Origin of the sequence: Streptomyces sp. NPDC052701 (genome assembly GCF_040678355.1) — a bacterium.
Lineage (GTDB): Bacteria > Actinomycetota > Actinomycetes > Streptomycetales > Streptomycetaceae > Streptomyces.
The window spans coordinates 49,364-68,707 of the sequence record NZ_JBFATO010000003.1 but is presented as its reverse complement, the minus strand read 5'-3'; the positions used below and the strand labels follow the sequence as shown (position 1 = coordinate 68,707).

The 19,344-nt window shown below is 72.6% G+C and carries 16 protein-coding genes; 6 read left to right on the top strand and 10 right to left on the bottom strand.

The features are described from left to right. Window positions 1-79: 79 nt before the first annotated feature. From AB0L29_RS05370 to AB0L29_RS05360, 3 genes are read right to left on the bottom strand one after another with little or no spacing between them, the layout of a single operon-like run. On the bottom strand, window positions 80-2,362 hold the full coding sequence (locus tag AB0L29_RS05370) for an FtsX-like permease family protein (RefSeq protein WP_365823560.1): 2,283 nt from the start codon (window positions 2,360-2,362) through the stop codon (window positions 80-82). A 56-nt stretch (window positions 2,363-2,418) separates the two neighbouring features. Then, complete coding sequence (locus AB0L29_RS05365) at window positions 2,419-3,171, bottom strand: ABC transporter ATP-binding protein (protein WP_365823558.1); 753 nt, start codon at window positions 3,169-3,171, stop codon at window positions 2,419-2,421. Then, window positions 3,168-3,683, bottom strand: a complete 516-nt coding sequence (locus tag AB0L29_RS05360; RefSeq protein ID WP_365823556.1) for a PadR family transcriptional regulator — start codon at window positions 3,681-3,683, stop codon at window positions 3,168-3,170. The genes AB0L29_RS05365 and AB0L29_RS05360 overlap by 4 nt, the downstream gene beginning before the upstream one ends. A gap of 122 nt (window positions 3,684-3,805) precedes the next feature. Between AB0L29_RS05360 and AB0L29_RS05355 the strand changes: the two genes are divergently transcribed. From AB0L29_RS05355 to AB0L29_RS05335, 5 genes are all read left to right on the top strand, one after another. After that, window positions 3,806-5,077 carry an ABC transporter substrate-binding protein gene (locus AB0L29_RS05355; protein WP_365823554.1) on the top strand — a complete coding sequence of 424 codons (1,272 nt, stop codon included), beginning with the start codon at window positions 3,806-3,808 and terminating at the stop codon, window positions 5,075-5,077. 179 nt (window positions 5,078-5,256) lie between these two features. Further along, a complete protein-coding gene (locus tag AB0L29_RS05350; RefSeq protein WP_365823552.1) occupies window positions 5,257-6,894 on the top strand; it encodes a glycoside hydrolase family 13 protein in 1,638 nt (545 codons plus the stop codon). Window positions 6,895-6,937: 43 nt separating this feature from the next. Beyond that, window positions 6,938-8,263, top strand: a complete 1,326-nt coding sequence (locus AB0L29_RS05345; RefSeq protein WP_365823551.1) for an ABC transporter substrate-binding protein — start codon at window positions 6,938-6,940, stop codon at window positions 8,261-8,263. Between the two features lies 1 nt (window position 8,264). Next, on the top strand, window positions 8,265-9,623 hold the full coding sequence (locus AB0L29_RS05340) for an ABC transporter permease subunit (RefSeq protein ID WP_365823549.1): 1,359 nt from the start codon (window positions 8,265-8,267) through the stop codon (window positions 9,621-9,623). Then, window positions 9,620-10,459: a carbohydrate ABC transporter permease gene (locus AB0L29_RS05335; RefSeq protein WP_365823548.1), complete on the top strand. Its 840-nt coding sequence runs from the start codon at window positions 9,620-9,622 to the stop codon at window positions 10,457-10,459. Before AB0L29_RS05340 ends, AB0L29_RS05335 begins: the two co-directional genes overlap by 4 nt. Before the next feature lie 77 nt (window positions 10,460-10,536). On the opposite strand, the gene AB0L29_RS05330 is transcribed toward AB0L29_RS05335, so the two are convergent. Both AB0L29_RS05330 and AB0L29_RS05325 read right to left on the bottom strand, forming a co-directional pair. Further along, complete coding sequence (locus AB0L29_RS05330) at window positions 10,537-11,391, bottom strand: NmrA family NAD(P)-binding protein (protein ID WP_365823547.1); 855 nt, start codon at window positions 11,389-11,391, stop codon at window positions 10,537-10,539. Beyond that, a complete protein-coding gene (locus tag AB0L29_RS05325) occupies window positions 11,388-11,816 on the bottom strand; it encodes a nuclear transport factor 2 family protein (RefSeq protein WP_365823546.1) in 429 nt (142 codons plus the stop codon). Before AB0L29_RS05325 ends, AB0L29_RS05330 begins: the two co-directional genes overlap by 4 nt. A gap of 115 nt (window positions 11,817-11,931) precedes the next feature. Here AB0L29_RS05325 and AB0L29_RS05320 point away from each other — a divergent pair, with 115 nt between their 5' ends. Continuing rightward, the gene (locus AB0L29_RS05320) at window positions 11,932-12,525 is read left to right on the top strand and encodes a TetR/AcrR family transcriptional regulator (protein ID WP_365823545.1); all 594 of its coding nucleotides are present in this window, start codon (window positions 11,932-11,934) and stop codon (window positions 12,523-12,525) included. Between the two features lie 83 nt (window positions 12,526-12,608). Here AB0L29_RS05320 and pgl read toward each other — a convergent pair whose 3' ends face one another. From pgl to tkt, 5 genes are read right to left on the bottom strand one after another with little or no spacing between them, the layout of a single operon-like run. Then, window positions 12,609-13,394 carry a 6-phosphogluconolactonase gene (pgl, locus tag AB0L29_RS05315; RefSeq protein WP_365823544.1) on the bottom strand — a complete coding sequence of 262 codons (786 nt, stop codon included), beginning with the start codon at window positions 13,392-13,394 and terminating at the stop codon, window positions 12,609-12,611. Continuing rightward, window positions 13,391-14,500, bottom strand: coding sequence for a glucose-6-phosphate dehydrogenase assembly protein OpcA (gene opcA / locus AB0L29_RS05310; RefSeq protein WP_365823543.1), 1,110 nt, complete (start codon window positions 14,498-14,500; stop codon window positions 13,391-13,393). Before opcA ends, pgl begins: the two co-directional genes overlap by 4 nt. Next, complete coding sequence (gene zwf / locus AB0L29_RS05305) at window positions 14,497-16,020, bottom strand: glucose-6-phosphate dehydrogenase (protein WP_365823542.1); 1,524 nt, start codon at window positions 16,018-16,020, stop codon at window positions 14,497-14,499. Before zwf ends, opcA begins: the two co-directional genes overlap by 4 nt. Before the next feature lie 4 nt (window positions 16,021-16,024). Further along, window positions 16,025-17,143, bottom strand: coding sequence for a transaldolase (gene tal, locus AB0L29_RS05300; protein ID WP_365823540.1), 1,119 nt, complete (start codon window positions 17,141-17,143; stop codon window positions 16,025-16,027). 34 nt (window positions 17,144-17,177) lie between these two features. Then, window positions 17,178-19,265 carry a transketolase gene (gene tkt / locus AB0L29_RS05295; protein WP_365823538.1) on the bottom strand — a complete coding sequence of 696 codons (2,088 nt, stop codon included), beginning with the start codon at window positions 19,263-19,265 and terminating at the stop codon, window positions 17,178-17,180. Window positions 19,266-19,344: the final 79 nt, after the last annotated feature.

Genomic DNA, 19,344 nt, shown 5'->3' with positions numbered 1-19,344 from the left:
ACACGGCAGTCGGCCGGACCGCGAAGCCGCCGGTCGCCCGCCGTACCGGCCGCCCGGCGGACGAGCGGTCGCCAGCCGCTCAGGCGACCGCCGTCAGCGTGTCGGCGAGGCGGCGGCGGGCCGCGCGTGTCGCCGGCAGGGCGGCCAGGGCACAGGCACCCAGTACGGCGGCCGTACCGAGGAGGAGCAGGAGAGTGGGGGAGGGGCCCTGGGCGATCCCCGCGCCGATGCCGCTCGAACGGCCCTGGGCGTCGATCAGCCAGCGGGCCAGGGGCAGGCCGAGGGCCGTGGCGGCGAGCACGGCGGCCAGGGTCGTGCAGCCGGTGGCCGTGACCGTGATCGCGGTGATCTGGCGGGGGGACAGGCCGATCGCCTTCAGGGCGAGCAGGTCCCGTTCGCTCTCGCGGACGGCGCCGCCGATCGCGGTCAGCAGCTCGATGAGGCCGATGAGGGCGAGGACGGCGATCAGGCCGACGACGACACCGCGCAGCGGGGAGAGACCGTCGGCCGGGTTGGTCACGGGGTGCACGTCCAGGTGGCCGCGGCCGGCCGCGGCCAGGCGCCCGGCGACCTCGTGCGGGTCGGCGCCGGGGTCCAGGCGGACCTGGTGAAGGGTGGGGCGCAGACCGGGATCGTTCTCGCGGAGGGTGTCCAGGGAGGTGGAGACGACCCGGCCGGCGTTCTCCGGCTCGATGCTGCGGCCCACGATGTGCAGGATCTGCGGCCGGTCGCCGACGGTCATCCGCACCCAGTCGCCGACCCGCACGTCCAGCAGGTCCAGCAGCCCCTGCCCGGCCACCGCCTCGTCGGGCCCGCGCGCGGGGCGGCCCTCGGCCAGGGTGTAGGGGTAGGGCTCCTCGCGGGTGCCGAGGCCGCGCAGGGCGATGGTCGCCGTCTGGCCCGGGACCAGGGCGGCGACCTCGACGCCCGGGTAGGCGGCGGCGACCTGCGGGTCGCGCTCCAGCAGAGTGCGGGCGTCCCGGTCGCTCAGACCGGCGTCGGCGTGGACCGACAGCGCGGTCGGCAGGCCCATCTGCTCGGGCCTGCCGTGGAAGCGGTCGATGGTGGTCCACGCGCTCATCGCGACCACGATCAGCAGCAGCGGCAGGGCCAGCCGGGCGACCGTGGCCAGCGACCGGGGGCGGCGCGTGAACGCCTTGTGCCAGCCCAGGACCAGCGCGGGCGGCACCCGCGTCCCCAGCGCCCGGCGTGCCGCGCCGGACAGCCGTCCGCCCGCCGGCGCCGCGGGCCTGGGCACCGGCACCGGCGGCACCCGGCCCGCCCGCCAGGCCGCCAGCCCGGTCGTGGCACCGATGAACAGCACCGCACCCACCGGCACCGCGAACAGCGCCACCGTCTGTCCGGGCAGTCCCTGCCACACGCCGACCGCATCCCCGAGCCGCCCCGGGATCCGGCTGCCCAGCGCCTCGGTCAGCGCGGCGGCGGCCACCGCGCCGAGCAGGGCGTACGCCAGGTGCTGGAGCAGGAAGACGCGGACGACCTGGCCGGGCGTGAAGCCGATCGCCTTCAGGACGGAGATGTCCCGCAGGTGGCCGCGGATGCGGGTGCCGATCGCGCCGTGCACGGCGAACCCGGCGGCGGCCAGCGCGCCCAGCCCGAACAGGCCCAGCACCTGCCCGAGCAGCCGGGTGTCGCCCTGCGCCTCGGCCCGGGCCTGCTTCCAGGTGGAGACCTCGTCGATCGCTCCGGCGCCCAGCACGGTCACCGCGCGCTGGACGGCGTAGTCGGTGTCGTCGGGGTCGGTCAGGCGCAGCCCGATCACCTGCCCGCCGGGGTCGGGCACGGCGGAGGGCAGGGTCCAGACCAGCCCCGGCTGCTCGCCCGGCCGGTAGCGCGGCTCGGCGCTGTCGGCGATGCCCACGACGGTCAGCCGCCGCGCGGTGCCGGGCAGGGTGAGCGGGTCGCCGGGCTGGGCGAGCAGCGCGCGGGCCAGCCGGCTCTCCAGGACCACGCCGTCCGGGGCCGCGGGGTCCAGCCAGTGCCCGGAGGTGAGCAGCGGGCGGCCGACCCGGGGCCGGTGCGGGGTCCCGCGCAGTTCGGCGGAGGCGCGGCTGCCGCGCGAGGCGACGGCGGCCGAAGCGGTGGGGTAGGGGCCGGCGACGGACTCGACGCCGTCCAGCGAGGCCAGTCTGCCCGCGTCGGCGGCGGCGTCGGTGTGCAGCCAGACGTGCGCGCCGCGCGCCTGGGTGAAGACGCGCTGCCAGGGGTTGGTGGCATACCCGAACAGGGCGGCGGCGAGCAGCAGGGACACGACGATGCCCGCGGTGGCGAGGACGAGGAACAGCGCCTCGCCGCGGTGCGTGCGCAGATCGGAGTGCGCCCAGCGCAGGGTGGCTCGCACGGCGTCAGCCCCTGCCCCTCGGCGCGTGGACGGCGCGCTGGTCGTACACCCGCATGTCAGTCCCTGAGCTCCAGCACCCCGGACGTCCCGGAGCGGCGCGGCGGCGTGCCGCCGTCCAGGTGCGCGTCGTCGGCGATCCGCCCGTCGAAGAAGCTGATCACCCGGTCCGCGGCGCTCGCCAGCCGGGCGTCATGGGTGACCAGCAGGATCGTCTGGCCGCGCTGGTGGAAGCGGGACAGCAGCCGCATCACCTCGCGGGTGCCCTTGCTGTCCAGGCTGCCCGCGGGCTCGTCGGCCAGCAGCAGCGGCGGATGGTTGACCAGGGCCCGGGCGAGCGCCACCCGCTGCTGCTCGCCGCCGGACAGCTCGCCGGGCATGCCGCGTTCCTTGCCGGCGAGGCCCAGCTCGGCCAGCAGCCGCTCCCGCTCGGCGCGCGCCCGCTTCGGCGGGACCCCGGCGAGCAGGGCGGGCAGCTCCACGTTGTCGGCGACGGACAGGTTCGACACGAGGTTGAAGAACTGGAAGACGATGCCGATGCGCTTCCTGCGCTCCACGGACCAGCGGGCCTCGCTCCAGGCGTCGGTGCACTCGCCGTCCAGCCAGATGCTGCCGCCGTCCGGCCGCTGGAGCCCGCCGAGCAGGTGCAGCAGCGTCGACTTGCCGGCGCCGGAGGGGCCGGTGACGGCCACGAACTCGCCTCGCGTCACCGACAGGTCGACCCCGCGCACGGCGGGGACGGGCGCGCCCTCGCCGTGGTGCGTCTTGACCAGGCCCCGGGCGCGCAGCACAGGAGCGGAACCCTCGCTCACTCCAGCTCCTCCAGCTCTTCCTGGCACCGCTCCAGCCAGTCGAGGTCGGCCTGCAGGTGCAGCATCGCGCCCTCGATCAGCAGATGGGCGATGCGGTTGTCCCGGTCTTCGGCGGCGGCCAGCTTCGACAGCTGCCGCATGGTGTTCAGGTACTGGCGCCGCTGCTTGTTGATGAGGGCGATCTGGTCGGCGAGACCGGTCTGCGGGGCGAGGGCCAGTTTCATGAAGAACTCGTCCCGTACCCGCGGCTCGTCCTCGGGCTCCTCGAACCAGGTGCGCAGCGCCTCACGCCCGGCGTCGGTGAGGTGGTAGACCTTCTTGTTGGGCCGGCTGGACTGCTCGACGTCCTCGCCCTCGATCAGCCCCTGCTTCTCGAGGCGGCCGAGGGTGACGTAGACCTGGCCGACGTTCGGCTGAGGGTACGCGGAGCCCAGCAGTTGCTCAAGGTCCTGCTTGAGCTCGTAGCCGTGGGCCGGGCCGCGGGCGAGGAGTGCCAGGAGGGGCAGGCGCACGCGTGCAGTCCTCCTGTCCTCGTATATGTGTGCCAGGCCCTAGTATCGCCCATACCTAACAGGTATACATGGCCTCTGACCCCGGGCGACGGCGCCCGTGGCCGGTGTACAGGGAGGAACCTATGCGGTGGATACGTGCCGCGGGTAGGGGCCTCCTCGTTCTCGTGGTGGTCCTGGCCGGTTACGTCGCCTCCGGCGCCCAGGCGCGGGAGGGCGCCGAGGGCGGGCGCGGGCCGCTCACGCTCGCCACCGCCGGGGACCTCACCGGCTATCTCGGGCCCCTCCTGGAAGGCTGGAACCGCGCTCACCCCGACGAGCGGGTCACCCTCGTCGAGCTGCCCGACTCCGCCGACGAGACCCGTGCGCAGATGGCCACCGACCTGCGCGGCGGCGACCGCAGCCGCTTCGACGTCCTCAACATCGACGTCAACTGGACCCCGGAGTTCGCCGCGGCGGGCTGGATCCGGCCGCTGCCCCGCGACCGCTTCCCCCTCGGCGCCTTCCTGCCGCCGGTCGTCGGCACGGCGACCTACGCCGGCCGGCTCTACGCCGTCCCCTACGTCACCAACGCCGGCCTGCTCCTGTACCGCAAGGACGTCCTGGCCAAGGAGGGCCTCCCGCCGCCGCGCACCTGGGCCGAACTGGAGCGGCAGGCCAGGACCGTCGCCCCGGAGTACGGGCTGGACGGCTACGCCGGCCAGTTCCTGCCGTACGAGGGCCTCACCGTCAACGCGGCCGAGGCCGTCTACTCGGCGGGCGGCACGATCCTCGGCGACGAGGGCGAGCGCGTCACCGTCGACTCCGCGGCGGCCCGGGAGGGCATCGGGTTCCTCGCCCGGGGCGTCCGCGAGGGCTGGATACCGAAAGAGGCGCTGACGTACAAGGAGGAGGAGTCCAAGCAGGCCTTCCAGGACGGCCGGCTGCTCTTCCTGCGCAACTGGCCGTACGCCTACGTCGGCGCCTCCGCCGAGGGCTCGCGGGTCGCCGGGAAGGTCGGCGCCGTACCGCTGCCGGGGCCGGACGGGCCGGGGACGAGCGTCCTGGGCGGCTCCAACCTGGCCGTCAGCACGCACGCGCGGCACCCCGACTCGGCCGCGCGTCTGATCGCGTACCTGACCAGCGAGCGCGTCCAGCGCCAGGTCCTCACGCGCGGCGCCCTGCCGCCCGTACGGGCCGCGCTGTACGACGATCCCGGGCTGGTGCGGAAGTTCCCCTACCTGCCGACGCTGCGCGAGAGCGTGCTCGCCGCCGCCCCGCGCCCCAAGAGCCCGCACTACGGCCAGGTCAGCCTGGCGGTGCAGGCGGTCGTGCACGACGCGATGACCGGGCGGCAGACGCCCGAGGCCGCGGTGCGGCGGCTGGCGCGCGAGCTCGCCGCGATCTCACGCCGCTAGACCCTTCCTGGTTACCTGTTAGGTAACACGGACGTCTCATCTAGGCGCGAAGTGTCCGTATAGGTCCGCATATTGCCTGGTCAACTCCTGGAAAGCTTCTGTACGTTCATTGACACCCTCGCGACACCCCTACTTAACATGCATGCATAACCACTAGCACGCACAGACAGGTCGACGGGGTGAGTCTCAAGCGCATCGGCACCCACCACTGGTGGCGCGACGCAGTGATCTACCAGGTGTACGTCCGCAGCTTCCTGGACAGCACCGGTGACGGCATCGGCGATCTCGCCGGAGTCCGTGCGGGGCTGCCGTACCTGAAGAAGCTCGGCGTCGACGGGATCTGGCTGAGCCCCTTCTATCCCTCGCCGCAGCACGACCACGGCTACGACGTCGCCGACTACTGCGACGTCGACCCGCTCTTCGGCGACCTCGCCGAGTTCGACCTGCTGATCGCCGCCGCCCGCCGGCTCGGCATCAAGGTGCTGCTGGACATCGTCCCGAACCACTGCTCCAGCGAGCACCCCTGGTTCCGCGAGGCGCTCGCCTCGCCGCCCGGCAGCCCGGCCCGCGCCCGCTTCCACTTCGCCGACGGCCGCGGCCCCGGCGGCAGCGAGCCGCCCAACAACTGGCACGCCATGTTCGGCGGTCCGGCCTGGAGCCGGGTGACGGAGGCCGACGGGCGGCCCGGCCAGTGGTACCTGCACATGTTCACGCCCGAGCAGCCGGACTGGAACTGGCGCAACCCCGAGATACCCGCCGAGTTCGACCGGATCCTGCGCTTCTGGCTGGACCGGGGCGTGGACGGCTTCCGCATCGACGTCGCCGCCGGCCTGTTCAAGCACCCCGGCCTGCCCGACTCCCCGGACCCCGAGGCCGACGCCCGCACCCGCGACTCGGTCAACCCGCTCGCCTGGAACCAGCCCGAGGTGCACGACGTGTGGCGCCGCTGGCGTTCCCTCTGCGAGGAGTACGCCGCCCGCGACGGCCGCGAGCGCCTGCTGGTCGGCGAGGTGTCCGTCCCCAACGCCCGCGAGCACGCGAAGTACGTCCGCCCGGACGAGCTGCACCAGGCCTTCTTCTTCGACCTGCTCAGCGCCCCCTGGGACCCGGACGCCTTCCGCAAGGTCATCTCCGAGGCCATGCAGGACATCGCCGGCACGGGCTCCACGGTCACCTGGGTCCTCAACAACCACGACCAGGTCCGCACCGTCACCCGCTACGGCGAACCCACCCCGCAGGGCAGCGGCCTCGGCGCCGCCCGGGCCCGGGCCGCCGCTCTGCTGATGCTGGCGCTGCCCGGCGCCGCGTACATCTACCAGGGCGAGGAGCTGGGCCTGCCCGAGGTCGTCGACCTGCCCGACGACGTGCTCACCGACCCGATCTTCCGCCGCACCGGCAGCCGGGCCCGGATCCGCGACGGCTGCCGGGTGCCGCTGCCCTGGTCGGGCCAGGCCTCCCCGTTCGGCTTCACCTCCGGCGCGCAGAGCGCCAAGCCGTGGCTGCCGCAGCCGGAGTACTTCGCCGAGTACGCCACCGACCGGGCCCTGGCCGACACCCGCTCCTTCTGGCACCTGTACCGCGACGGCCTCCAGCTGCGCGCCGCGCTGCCCCAGCTGGGCGAGGGCACGCTGCGCTGGCTGGACACCCCGCCCGGCGTCCTGGCCTTCGTCCGCGGCGACGACCTGGTGTGCGCCGTGAACTTCGGCACCGCCCCCACGCCCGCGCCGGTCCCCGGCACCCCGCTGCTGTCCAGCGGCCCCTGCGAGCCCGGGGTGCTGCCCGGCTCGACGGCGGCCTGGTGGATCGGCGACAGCTGAGCCCGTCCACGTCACCTCCCCACCCACCGAAGGGACATCAACGATGATGCGACGACGTACCACCCTGCTCACGAGCTGCACCGCCCTGGTCCTGGCGCTCGGCGCGACCGCCTGCGGCGGCGGCCCGGTCACGGCCGGCGGCGGCGACAAGGCGCTCGGCGGCCAGACGGTCACCGTGGCCGGTGTCTGGTCCGGCACCGAACAGAAGAACTTCCAGAAGGTGCTGGACGCCTTCACCGAGAAGACCGGCGCCAAGACGCAGTTCGTGTCCACCGGGGACAACGTCTCCACCGTCATCGGCAGCAAGATCGAGGGCGGCAACGCCCCCGACGTCGTGATGGTCCCGCAGGTCGGCGTGTTGAAGCAGTTCGCGAAGAACGGCTGGCTCAAGCCGCTGTCGAAGAAGACCCAGCAGGCGGTCGACGCCAACTACGCGGGCGTCTGGAAGGACTACGGCAGCGTCGACGGCACGCTGTACGGCCTGTACTTCAAGGCCGCCCACAAGTCGACCGTCTGGTACAGCCCCGACGCCCTCGCCCAGGCGGGCGTCAAGCCGCCGAAGACGTACGACGAGATGCTGAAGGCCGGGCGGACCGTCTCCGACTCCGGGCTCGCCGCCTTCTCGGTCGCCGGGCAGGACGGCTGGACGCTCACCGACTGGTTCGAGAACGTCTACCTCTCCCAGGCCGGGCCCGAGAAGTACGACGCCCTCGCCGCGCACGAGCTGAAGTGGACCGACGCCAGCGTGGTCGAGGCGCTCACCACGCTCGGCAAGCTCTTCAAGGACAAGCAGCTGATCGCGGGCGGTCAGAAGGGGGCGCTGAACACCGACTTCCCGGGCTCGGTGGAGAAGGTGTTCGGGCCGAAGGCCGAGGCCGGCATGGTCTACGAGGGCGACTTCGTCGCCGGCGTCGCCAAGGACCAGTTCGGGAAGAAGATCGGCGAGGACGCCGACTTCTTCCCCTTCCCGGCGGTGGACGGCGGCAAGGCGCCGGTGGTCAGCGGCGGTGACGCGGCCGTCGCCCTGAAGGACGGCAAGAACCAGAAGGCGGCCCAGGCGCTCCTGGAGTACCTGGCGACGCCCGAGGCCGCGGCCGTGTGGGCCGAGGCGGGCGGCTTCCTGTCCCCGAACAGGAAGCTCGACCTCGCCTCCTACGGAGACGACGTCACCCGTGCCACCGCCGAGTCGCTCGTCGCGGCCGGGGACTCGGTCCGCTTCGACATGTCCGACCAGGCCCCGGCGGCCTTCGGCGGCACCAAGGGCGCCGGCGAGTGGAAGCTGCTGCAGGACTTCCTGCGCGACCCGTCGGACCCCAAGGGCACCGCGGCGAAGCTGGAGGCCGCGGCGGCGAAGGCGTACCGGGGCTGACATGGCAGCGACGCTCGTGAAAGAGGCGAGCCCTCCGGCCGCCGCTGGTGCCGGCCCCGCCCGGCGCCCGCGGCGGCGCGGACGGATCATCGCCGTGCTGTTCGTGCTCCCCGCGCTCCTCCTGCTGGGCGCGCTGGTCGTCTACCCCGTCCTCTTCTCCGTCGGCCGCAGCTTCTTCGACGCCTCCGGCACCCGGTTCGTGGGCGGCGAGAACTACGCCGAGATGTTCCGGGACCCGGCCACGCTCAAGGCCATCCGCAACACGGCCGTCTGGGTCGTCGTCGCGCCGACCCTGCTGACCGGCCTCGGCCTGATCCTGGCCGTCCTGGTGGAGAAGGTCCGCTGGGCCACCGCCTTCAAGCTGCTGCTGTTCATGCCGATGGCGGTGTCCTTCCTGGCCGCCGGGATCGTCTTCCGGCTCGCCTACGACGAGGACCCGGACAAGGGCGTGCTGAACGCCGCCGTGGTCTCCGTCCACGACGCCTTCCAGGGCACCTCCTCCTACCCGACGGCCCGGGCCCGCGACGGCCAGGGGCTGACGAAGGAGGCGGACGGCTCGTACCGGACGAGCGCGGCCGTGTCGCCCGGGGACGCGGTGGCGCTGGGCCTGGTCGGCGTCCAGCCCAGGGACCTGCCCGGCGGCGCCGAGTCCGCGTACCCGGCCGCCACCCGGAAGGCCGGCTCCGGTGAGCTCCGCGGCGTCGTCTACCTGGACTTCACCCCCGGCGGCGGAGGGGAGCAGGGCAGGGTCGACCGGCGGGAGAGCGGCCTGCCGGAGATGAAGGTGGAGGCCGTGCGCGACGGCAGGACGGTCGCCTCGACGACCACCGCGTCCGACGGCTCCTTCCGCTTCGGGGACCTCGCCGACGGCTCGTACACCGTCAGGCTGCCCGCCTCGAACTTCGCGCCGCCCTACGAGGGCGTCTCCTGGCTCGGCCCGACGCTCGTCACCCCGGCGATCATCGGCGCGTACCTGTGGATCTGGACCGGCTTCGCCATGGTGCTGATCGGAGCGGGCCTGTCGACCCTGCCGCGGGACGCGCTGGAGGCGGCGCGGATGGACGGGGCGAACGAGTGGCAGATCTTCCGCCGGATCACGGTCCCGCTGCTCGCCCCGGTGCTCACGGTCGTCTTCGTGACCCTCGTGATCAACGTGATGAAGGTCTTCGACCTCGTCTACATCATCGCGCCCGGGCCCGTGCAGGAGGACGCGACCGTCCTCGCGACGCAGATGTGGCTGGTGTCGTTCGGCGGCGGCAACAACCAGGGGCTCGGCAGCGCGCTCGGTGTGCTGCTCCTGCTGCTGGTGGTCCCGGCCATGGTCTTCAACGTCCGCCGCTTCCGAAGGAGTCAGCGATGAACGCCGTCCGGCGCCACCTGGGCAACGGGGTCGTGCAGGCCTTCCTCGTCGTGGTCGGCCTGGTGTGGATGACACCGCTGGCGGGGCTGCTGCTGTCCTCGCTGCGGTCCGCCGAGGACACCGCGAAGGGCGGCTGGTGGACGGTGTTCACCAGCCCCGGCCAGCTGTCCTTCGACAACTACTCGGCGCTGCTGGAGAACGCGGGCATCACCCAGGCCTTCTGGAACACGGTGCTGATCTCGGTGCCGACGACCGTGCTGGTCGTCGTCGTCGCGGCACTCGCCGGGTACGCCTTCGCGTGGCTGGACTTCCCCGGGCGGGACGCGATCTTCCTGCTGGTGGTGGCGCTGCTGGTGGTGCCCGTCCAGATCGGCCTGCTGCCGGTCGCCAAACTCTTCGGCCAGCTGGGCCTGTTCGGCACGATCCCGGGCGTGGTCCTCTTCCACGTGGCCTACGGCCTGCCCTTCGCGGTGTTCCTGCTGCGGAACTACTTCGCCGAGATGCCCAAGGAGATGCTGGAGGCCGCCCGGATGGACGGCGGCAGCGAGTGGCGCATCTTCACCCGGCTGGTGCTGCCCGTGGGCCGGCCGGCGATCGCCTCGCTGGCCATCTTCCAGTTCCTGTGGGTGTGGAACGACATGCTGGTGGCGCTGCTGTTCGCGGACAGCTCCTCCCAGCCGCTGACCGTGGAACTCCAGTCGCAGATCCGGCAGTTCGGCAGCAACATCGACGTGCTGGCCCCCGGGGCGTTCGTGTCGCTGATCGTGCCGGTGGTGGTGTTCTTCGCCTTCCAGCGGCACTTCGTGCAGGGCGTGATGGCGGGGTCGGTGAAGTAGCCGGGGTTCCGGGCCGCGCCCGCCGGGCTTCCGGGCCGCCGTCCGCCGGGTCGGCGGGCGGCGGCCCGGACCGCCGTTCAGGCTGCCGTCCGCAGCGCCACGGCCCGTTCCACATGGGCCCGGAAGCTGCGCGGCGGACGCCCCAGGAGGCGCTGGACGGTGTCGGTGACGCGGTCCTCGGCCCCCTCGGCGATCGCCCGGTCCAGGCCGGCGAGCACGGCGGCGAACTCGGCGGGCATGTCCAGTGCCAGGCGCTCGCGCATCTGCTCGTACGTCAGTTGCCGGTGGGTGACGCTGCGCCCGGTCACCTCGGTGAGGACGGCGGCGACGTCGCCGTAACTCAGGGCCTGCGGACCGGTGACGACCAGGTCGGTGTCCGGGGAGCGGTCGGCGGTCAGCGCGTGCGCGGCGACGGCCGCGATGTCGTCGGCGTCGACGAAGGCCACCCGGCCCTCGCCCGTCGCGGTCGTGATCGTGCCCTGCTCGCGGATGGCGCGCGCGTGCATGTGGTCACCGGTGAAGTTCTGCATGAACCACGACGGCCGCAGGACCGCCCACTCGTCGAACAGGGCGGGCAGGGCCTGGTGCACCTGTCCGACCGCCGGACCCCCGGCCGGGATCGCCGAGGAGCTCAGCAGGACGGCCCGGCGCACCCCGGCGGCCCGGGCCCGCTCCAGGAACGGCAGCATGACGGCGGCCGGGTCCGCGCAGGCGAGCGGCGGGACGAGGTAGACGCGGTCCGCGTCGCCCAGGGCCGCCTCGTGGGTGGAGGCGTCGTACCAGTCGAAGCGCACGGCCGCGGCACCCGCGACGGGGACGGCGCGGCGGCTCGCGGCCCTGACCCGGTGCCCTTCCGCGGTGAGCAGGGAGGTCACGCGGCTGCCGGTGGTCCCGGTGGCGCCGACGACCAGCGTGGCGGCGGAGTCGGTCACCGGTCGCTCCCCGCGAAGTCGGCCGCGCCGTCCCGGGGGACGGCGAGCGGGTTCCAGTAGTCGCGGTAGTGCGTGATGCGGCCGTCGGAGACCGTCACGACGGCGATGTACGTCATGTCGTAAGGGTCTCCGGTCTTCACCAGCCGCCCGACCCCGCGCATCTCGACCACGACGGTCCGCGGATCGTCGGTCCGGTGGATCTTCAGGTCGGGAACGTCCTGGAGATCGATGTGCTCGGGCCAGGCCCGCATGTACGCGGCGACGGCGGCCTTGCCCTCCAGCCGCTTCGGCCACCCTTCGGGCGCGAAGGGGAATTCGAAGACGCCGTCGTCGTCCCACAGGTCGACCCAGGCGGGGATGTCCTTCTCGAGCAGCAGCCGCAGGCCGTGGCGGTAGAGGTCGGCCGGTTGCGTGGGCGTGGTCATGGTTTCCCTCCGATACGATGCGGACCAGTGGTCCGCTTGACCAATGATACGGACTCGCGGTCCGTTTAATCAAGATGCGGACCCGTGGTCCGTTTGAATGGATCGGAGGAGACCCGTGCCCGAACGCAAGCCCCGGGCGGACGCCCTGCGCAACCGCGAGGCCGTCCTGGCGGCGGCCGACCGCCTCTTCGCCGCGTGCGACCGCCCCGAGGACGTCACCATGGCCGACATCGCGGCCGCGGCCGGCGTCGGCAAGGGCACCCTCTTCCGCGGCTTCGGCGACCGCACCGGCCTGATCCGCGCGCTCTACGAGGCCCGCCTCGAACCGGTCCGCCGGGCCATCACCGACGGCCCCCGCCCGCTGGGACCGGACACGCCCCCGGCCGAGCGCGTCCCCGCCCTGCTGGACGCCGTCCTGTGCTTCAAACTCGACCACCGGCACCTGTCACTGGCGCTGGAGGGAACGGGCTCCGACAGCCCCTACCGCGCGGAACACTACGACTGGTGGCACGCCACCCTGCGCGACGTGGTGGAGCAGCTGCCCGGCTTCCCCGACGGCGACTTCACCGCGCACGCCCTGCTCGCGGCCGTCCGCGCCGACCTCGTCGACCACCTGGCCGGCCGGCGGCAGATGTCCCGCGAGCGCCTCCGGGCCGACCTGGCCGCCTTCACCGCCCGCGTGCTGGGCGGAGGGGACCCCACGCCGTGAGGGCGGGAACGCGAAGCGGCCGGACGGTCCGGGGATCTGCCCGGACCGTCCGGCCGCTGCCGGCGTTCAGCCCGCCTCGGCGCTCACGCGGACGCCGGTGGATACAGCGACCTCGGCAACCGCGAGGCCGCCGCCGCGTCCAGCAGCCACAGGGTGCGGGCACGGCCGTACGCGCCCGCCGCCGGGGCCTGGATCTCACCCGCGCCCGACAGGGCGATCGCCGCGGCCCGCGCCTTGTCCTCGCCGGCCGCCAGGAGCCACACCTCGCGTGCGGCGCGGATGGCCGGGAGCGTGAGGGTGATCCGGGTCGGCGGGGGCTTGGGCGCACCGCGGACGCCGACCACCGTGCGCTCCGTCTCCCGGACGGCCGGGAGCTCGGGGAACAGCGACGCGACGTGCGTGTCCGGGCCGACGCCCAGCATCAGGACGTCGAACACCGGCACCGGGCCGTGGTTCTCGGGACCCGCCGCCCGCGCCAGTTCGTCCGCGTACGCGGCCGCCGCCGCGTCCACGTCCTTGCCGTACGGGCCGTCCGAGGCGGGCATGGCGTGCACGCGCCCGGGATCCAGCGGCACCGCGTCCAGCAGCGCCTTGCGGGCCTGCGTGACGTTGCGCTCCGGGTCGCCCTCCGGGAGGAAGCGCTCGTCCCCCCACCACAGGTCCAGCCGCGACCAGTCGACGGCGTCCCGGGCGGGCGCGGCGGCCAGCGCGGCCAGCAGGCCGTTGCCGTTGCGGCCGCCCGTCAGGACCACGGACGCCGAACCCCGCGAGGCCTGCGCGTCCACGATCCGCGTGATCAGCCGGGCCGCCGCGGCCTGCGCCATCAGCTCCTTGTCGCGGTGCACGACCAGCTGCGGTGCCGTGCTCACTTCGACGCCGCCTTCCGCACCGGCTCCGGCGTGGGCGCCTCCTGCTTCACCGGCTCCTCCGCCGTCGCCTCCTGCGCGGGTGCTTTCGCAGCGGCCTCGACGGGATGAGGGACCGCGACCGGTTCGGCGTCACCCGGTTCTCCTTTGGGCGCCGCCTCCCGCGGCTCCCCGGGAGCCGCGTCGGTCCTCAGCCGCTCCACCCCGTACCGCAGCGCCGAGGCGTACGTGTCGTCCGGGTCCAGCCGCCGCAGCTCCTCCGCGATCAGCTCGGCCGTGTCACGCCGCTTGAGCGCCACCGCGCGGTCGGGCTGGCCCTGGATGGAGAGGGTGGCCAGGGAGCCGTCGGCGCGGTCCAGGGTGATCGGGCCGCAGTCGGTGTCCATGCGGACCGCCGTCAGACCGGGGCCGCCGGACAGCGAGCGCTTCACCGGGACGTCCAGGCGGTCCGCGAGCCACATCGCCAGCAGCTCGCAGCTCGGGTTGAACTCCTCGCCCTCCACCTCGACGGCCTTCACCTGGCAGGTGACCTGGTCCAGGGCCGCGGCCAGCATCGAGCGCCAGGGCGTGATGCGGGTCCACGACAGGTCCGTGTCACCGGGGGTGTAGGCCTTGGCCCGGGCCGCCAGCTCGCGGACCGGGTGCTCCGAGGCGTAGGTGTCGGTGACGCGGCGCTGGGCGAGGGCGCCCAGCGGGTCGCTCGCCGGGTCGAGCGGCGCGTTGACCGGCCACCACACCACCACCGGGGCGTCCGGCAGCAGCAGCGGCAGCACCACCGACTGGGCCTGGTCGACCACCTCGCCGTACAGCCGGAGCACCACCGTCTCGCCGGTGCCCGCGTCCGCGCCCACCCGGACCTCCGCGTCCAGGCGGGACTGCGTGCGGTCGCGGGGCGAGCGCGAGACGCGCTTGACGACCACGAGCGTGCGCGAGGGGTGCTCGTGCGCGGCGTCGTTCGCGGCCTTCAGCGCGTCGTAGGCGTTCTCCTCGTCCGTCACGATGACCAGCGTGAGCACCATGCCGACCGCCGGTGTGCCGATCGCCCGGCGGCCCTGCACCAACGCCTTGTTGATCTTGCTGGCCGTGGTGTCCGTGAGGTCTATCTTCATGGCCGGCGCCAGCTCCGTCCGTCTCGCTCGAGCATTTCGTCCGCCTCGACGGGGCCCCAGGTACCGGCCTGGTACCGGGCGGGCCTGCCGTTCTTGTCCCAGTACTCCTCGATCGGGTCGAGGATCTTCCAGGACAGCTCGACCTCCTCGGTGCGCGGGAAGAGGTTCGAGTCGCCGAGCAGGACGTCGAGGATGAGCCGCTCGTACGCCTCCGGGCTGGACTCGGTGAAGGACTCGCCGTAGGCGAAGTCCATGGAGACGTCCCGGATCTCCATCGAGGTGCCGGGCACCTTGGAGCCGAAGCGGACGGTGACGCCCTCGTCGGGCTGGACGCGGATGACGATCGCGTTGGAGCCCAGTTCCTCGGTGGCCGTGGTGTCGAACGGGGAGTGCGGGGCGCGCTGAAAGACGACCGCGATCTCGGTGACGCGGCGGCCCAGGCGCTTGCCGGTGCGCAGGTAGAAGGGGACGCCCGCCCAGCGGCGGTTGTCGATGTCCAGCTTGATCGCGGCGTAGGTGTCGGTCTTGGAAGCCGGGTCGATGCCCTCCTCCTCCAGGTAGCCGACGGCCTTCTCGCCGCCCTGCCAGCCGGCCGTGTACTGGGCGCGCACGGTGTCGCGGCCCAGGTCCTTGGGCAGCCGCACGGCCCCGAGCACCTTGGTCTTCTCCGCGGCCAGCGCGTCCGCGTCGAAGGAGGCCGGCTCCTCCATCGCGGTGAGCGCCATCAGCTGCAGCAGGTGGTTCTGGATGACGTCCCGCGCGGCGCCGATGCCGTCGTAGTAGCCGGCCCGGCCGCCGATGCCGATGTCCTCGGCCATGGTGATCTGCACGTGGTCCACGAAGGACCGGTTCCAGATCGGCTCGAACATGGTGTTGGCGAAGCGCAGCGCCAGGATGTTCTGGACGGTCTCCTTGCCCAGGTAGTGGTCGATGCGGAAGACCTGGTCCGGGGCGAAGACCTCGTGCACGATCGCGTTGAGCTCCTCGGCCGACTTCAGGTCGTGCCCGAAGGGCTTCTCGATGACCGCGCGCCGCCAGGAGCCGTTCTTCTGGTCGGCCAGCCCGTGCTTCTTCAGCTGCTGGATGACGACCGGGAACGCGGACGGCGGCACCGAGAGGTAGAAGGCGAAGTTGCCGCCCGTGCCCTGCGCCTTGTCCAGCTCCTCGATCGTCGAGCGCAGCCGCTCGAACGCGTCGTCGTCGTCGAAGGTGCCCTGCACGAAGCGCATGCCCTGGATGAGCTGCTGCCAGACCTCCTCGCGGAAGGGGGTGCGGGCGTGCTCCTTGACCGCGTCGTGGACCTCCTGCGCGAAGTCCTCGTTGGCCCACTCGCGGCGGGCGAAGCCGACGAGCGAGAAGCCCGGCGGCAGCAGACCCCGGTTGGCGAGGTCGTACACGGCGGGCATGAGCTTCTTGCGTGACAGGTCGCCCGTGACGCCGAAGATGACCAGACCCGACGGCCCCGCGATACGCGGGAGCCGTCGGTCGGCGGGGTCACGCAGCGGGTTGCCGCTCGACACCTGTTCAGCCCTCCGAGGGGGCGAGGCGCTTCAGCTCGGCCTCGGTCGACTTCAGCAGCTCGTCCCAGGACGCCTCGAACTTCTCGATGCCCTCGTCCTCCAGCAGCTTCACCACCTCGTCGTACTTGATCCCCAGCTTCTCGACGGCGTCGAGGTCGGCCCGGGCCTGCTCGTACGTGCCGGCCACGGTGTCGCCGGTGATCTCGCCGTGGTCCTCGGTGGCCAGCAGGGTGGCCTCCGGCATGGTGTTGACCGTGTTCGGCGCGACCAGCTCGGTGACGTACATCGTGTCGCTGTACGCCTTGTCCTTCACGCCGGTGGAGGCCCACAGCGGACGCTGCTTGTTGGCGCCCGCCTTCTCCAGCGCGCTCCAGCGGTCGGAGGAGAAGACCTCCTCGTACGCCTGGTAGGCCAGGCGCGCGTTGGCGATGGCGGCCTTGCCGCGCAGCGCCTTGGCCTCGTCGGTGCCCAGCGCGTCGATCCGCTTGTCGATCTCGGTGTCGACGCGGGAGACGAAGAAGGACGCCACGGAGTGGATCTGCGAGAGGTCCAGGCCCTTCTCCTTGGCCTTCTCCAGGCCGGAGAGGTAGGCGTCCATCACCTTGCGGTAGCGCTCCAGCGAGAAGATCAGCGTGACGTTGACGCTGATGCCCGCGGCGATCGTCTCGGTGATGGCCGGCAGGCCCGCCTCGGTGGCCGGGATCTTGATGAGGGTGTTCGGGCGGTCCACCAGCCAGGCCAGCTGCTTGGCCTCGGCGACCGTGGCCCGGGTCTTGTGGGCCAGGCGCGGGTCGACCTCGATCGACACACGGCCGTCCTGGCCGCCGGTGGCGTCGAAGACCGGGCGCAGGATGTCGGCGGCGTCGCGGACGTCCGCCGTGGTGATCATGCGGATGGCCTCTTCGACCGTCACCTCGCGGGCGGCGAGGTCGGCGAGCTGCCGGTCGTAGCCGTTACCCTCGGAGATCGCCTTCTGGAAGATCGTCGGGTTGGTGGTGACGCCCACGACGTGCTGCTGGTCGATCAGCTCGGCGAGGTTGCCGGACGTGATCCGCTTGCGCGACAGGTCGTCCAGCCAGATCGCGACGCCCTCCTCGGAGAGGCGCTTGAGTGCGTCTGTCATGGAAATTCCATCTCCTACGTGTCGTATGTGAGCGTCAGCGCCGGGCGGCGGCGATCGATTCCCTCGCCTTGTCGGCGACGTTCTCGGCGGTGAAGCCGTACTCGCGGAAGAGCACCTTGCCGTCCGCGGAGGCACCGAAGTGCTCCAGCGAGACGATGCGGCCGGCGTCTCCCACGTACTTGTGCCAGGTGAGGCCGATCCCGGCCTCGACCGCGACGCGCGCCCTCACGGACGGCGGCAGGACGCTGTCCCGGTACCCCTGGTCCTGCTGCTCGAACCACTCCACGGACGGCATCGACACCACCCGCGTGGGCACGCCGGCGCTCTGGAGCTGCTCGCGCGCCTCGACGGCGACGTGCACCTCCGAGCCGGTGGCGATCAGGATCACCTCGGGCTCGCCGCCCTCGGCCTCGAACAGCACGTAGCCGCCCCTGGCCGCGTCCTCGTTGGGTTCGTACGTCGGCACGCCCTGGCGGGTGAGGGCCAGACCGTGCGGCTGTCCCTTGCCGAACTCCTTCGTCCAGCGCCTGAGGATCTCGCGCCAGGCGATCGCGGTCTCGTTGGCGTCGGCCGGGCGCACGACGTTCAGGCCGGGGATGGCGCGCAGGCTGGCCAGGTGCTCGACGGGCTGGTGGGTCGGGCCGTCCTCGCCCAGGCCGATGGAGTCGTGCGTCCACACGTACGTCACCGGCAGGTGCATCAGCGCCGACAGCCGCACCGCGTTGCGCATGTAGTCGGAGAACACCAGGAACGTGCCGCCGTAGATGCGGGTGTTGCCGTGCAGCGCGATGCCGTTCATCTCCGCGGCCATGGAGTGCTCGCGGATGCCGAAGTGGATCGTGCGGCCGTACGGGTCGGCCTCCGGCAGCGGGTTGTCCGCCGGCAGGAACGACGAGGTCTTGTCGATCGTGGTGTTGTTGGAGCCCGCGAGGTCGGCGGAGCCGCCCCACAGCTCGGGGATCACCGCGCCGAGCGCCTGCAGGACCTTGCCGGACGCGGCGCGCGTGGCGACCGCCTTGCCGGGCTCGAAGACCGGGATCTTCTCCTCCCACCCCGTGGGCAGCTCGCCGGTCGCGACGCGGTCGTACTCGGCGGCGCGCTCGGGGTTGTTGTCCCGCCACTGCTGGAAGGACTTCTCCCACACGGCGCGGGCCGCCTGGCCGCGCTCGACCGCCTTGCGGGTGTGGGCGATGACCTCCTCGGACACCTCGAAGGTCTTCTCCGGGTCGAAGCCGAGGACGCGCTTGGTGGCCGCGACCTCGTCCTCGCCGAGCGCCGAGCCGTGCGCGGCCTCGGTGTTCTGCGCGTTCGGGGCGGGCCAGGCGATGATCGAGCGCATCGCGATGAACGACGGCCGGTCCGTGACCGCCTTGGCCCGCTGGATCGCCTCGAAGATCGCCTGCGGGTCGAGGTCGCCGTTCTCCTTCGGCGCCACGCGCTGCACGTGCCAGCCGTAGGCCTCGTACCGCAGGGCGGTGTCCTCGGAGACGGCCGTCTCGGTGTCGCCCTCGATCGAGATGTGGTTGTCGTCCCACAGCAGGATCAGGTTGCCGAGCTTCTGGTGCCCGGCCAGCGAGGACGCCTCGGCGGAGATGCCCTCCTGGAGGCAGCCGTCACCGGCGATGCAGTAGACGAAGTGGTCGAACGGGGACTCGCCGGGGGCGGCCTCCGGGTCGAACAGGCCGCGCTCGTAGCGGGCGGCCATCGCCATGCCCACCGCGTTGGCGACGCCCTGGCCCAGCGGGCCGGTGGTCGTCTCCACGCCCGTGGTGTGGCCGTACTCCGGGTGGCCGGGGGTCTTCGAACCCCAGGTGCGGAAGGACTTCAGGTCGTCCAGCTCCAGGCCGAAGCCGGCCAGGTACAGCTGGGTGTAGAGGGTCAGGGACGAGTGTCCGGCGGACAGCACGAAGCGGTCGCGCCCGACCCAGTCGGCGTCCGACGGGTCGTGCCGCATCACCTTCTGGAAGAGGGTGTAGGCGGCAGGCGCCAGGCTCATCGCCGTACCCGGATGGCCGTTGCCGACCTTCTGTACGGCGTCGGCGGCCAGGACGCGCGCGGTGTCGACGGCCCGCTGGTCCAGCTCGGTCCATTCAAGGTCTGTGGTGGTCGGCTTGGTGCTCACCCTGGGTCAGGGCTCCTCTCCACATGTCGGATGCCGGTGACTGCGCCCACCGGCTGCCGGCCTTCTGACGTCGGCCGGC

What these genes read in the sequence shown, in the direction of transcription:
- AB0L29_RS05355 (WP_365823554.1), top strand. Translation starts at nt 3,806, where the DNA reads ATGCGGTGGATACGTGCCGCGGGTAGGGGCCTCCTCGTTCTCGTGGTG.
- AB0L29_RS05345 (WP_365823551.1), top strand. Translation starts at nt 6,938, where the DNA reads ATGATGCGACGACGTACCACCCTGCTCACGAGCTGCACCGCCCTGGTC.
- AB0L29_RS05340 (WP_365823549.1), top strand. Translation starts at nt 8,265, where the DNA reads ATGGCAGCGACGCTCGTGAAAGAGGCGAGCCCTCCGGCCGCCGCTGGT.
- AB0L29_RS05335 (WP_365823548.1), top strand. Translation starts at nt 9,620, where the DNA reads ATGAACGCCGTCCGGCGCCACCTGGGCAACGGGGTCGTGCAGGCCTTC.
- AB0L29_RS05325 (WP_365823546.1), bottom strand. Translation starts at nt 11,816, where the DNA reads ATGACCACGCCCACGCAACCGGCCGACCTCTACCGCCACGGCCTGCGG.
- opcA (WP_365823543.1), bottom strand. Translation starts at nt 14,500, where the DNA reads ATGAAGATAGACCTCACGGACACCACGGCCAGCAAGATCAACAAGGCG.
- tal (WP_365823540.1), bottom strand. Translation starts at nt 17,143, where the DNA reads ATGACAGACGCACTCAAGCGCCTCTCCGAGGAGGGCGTCGCGATCTGG.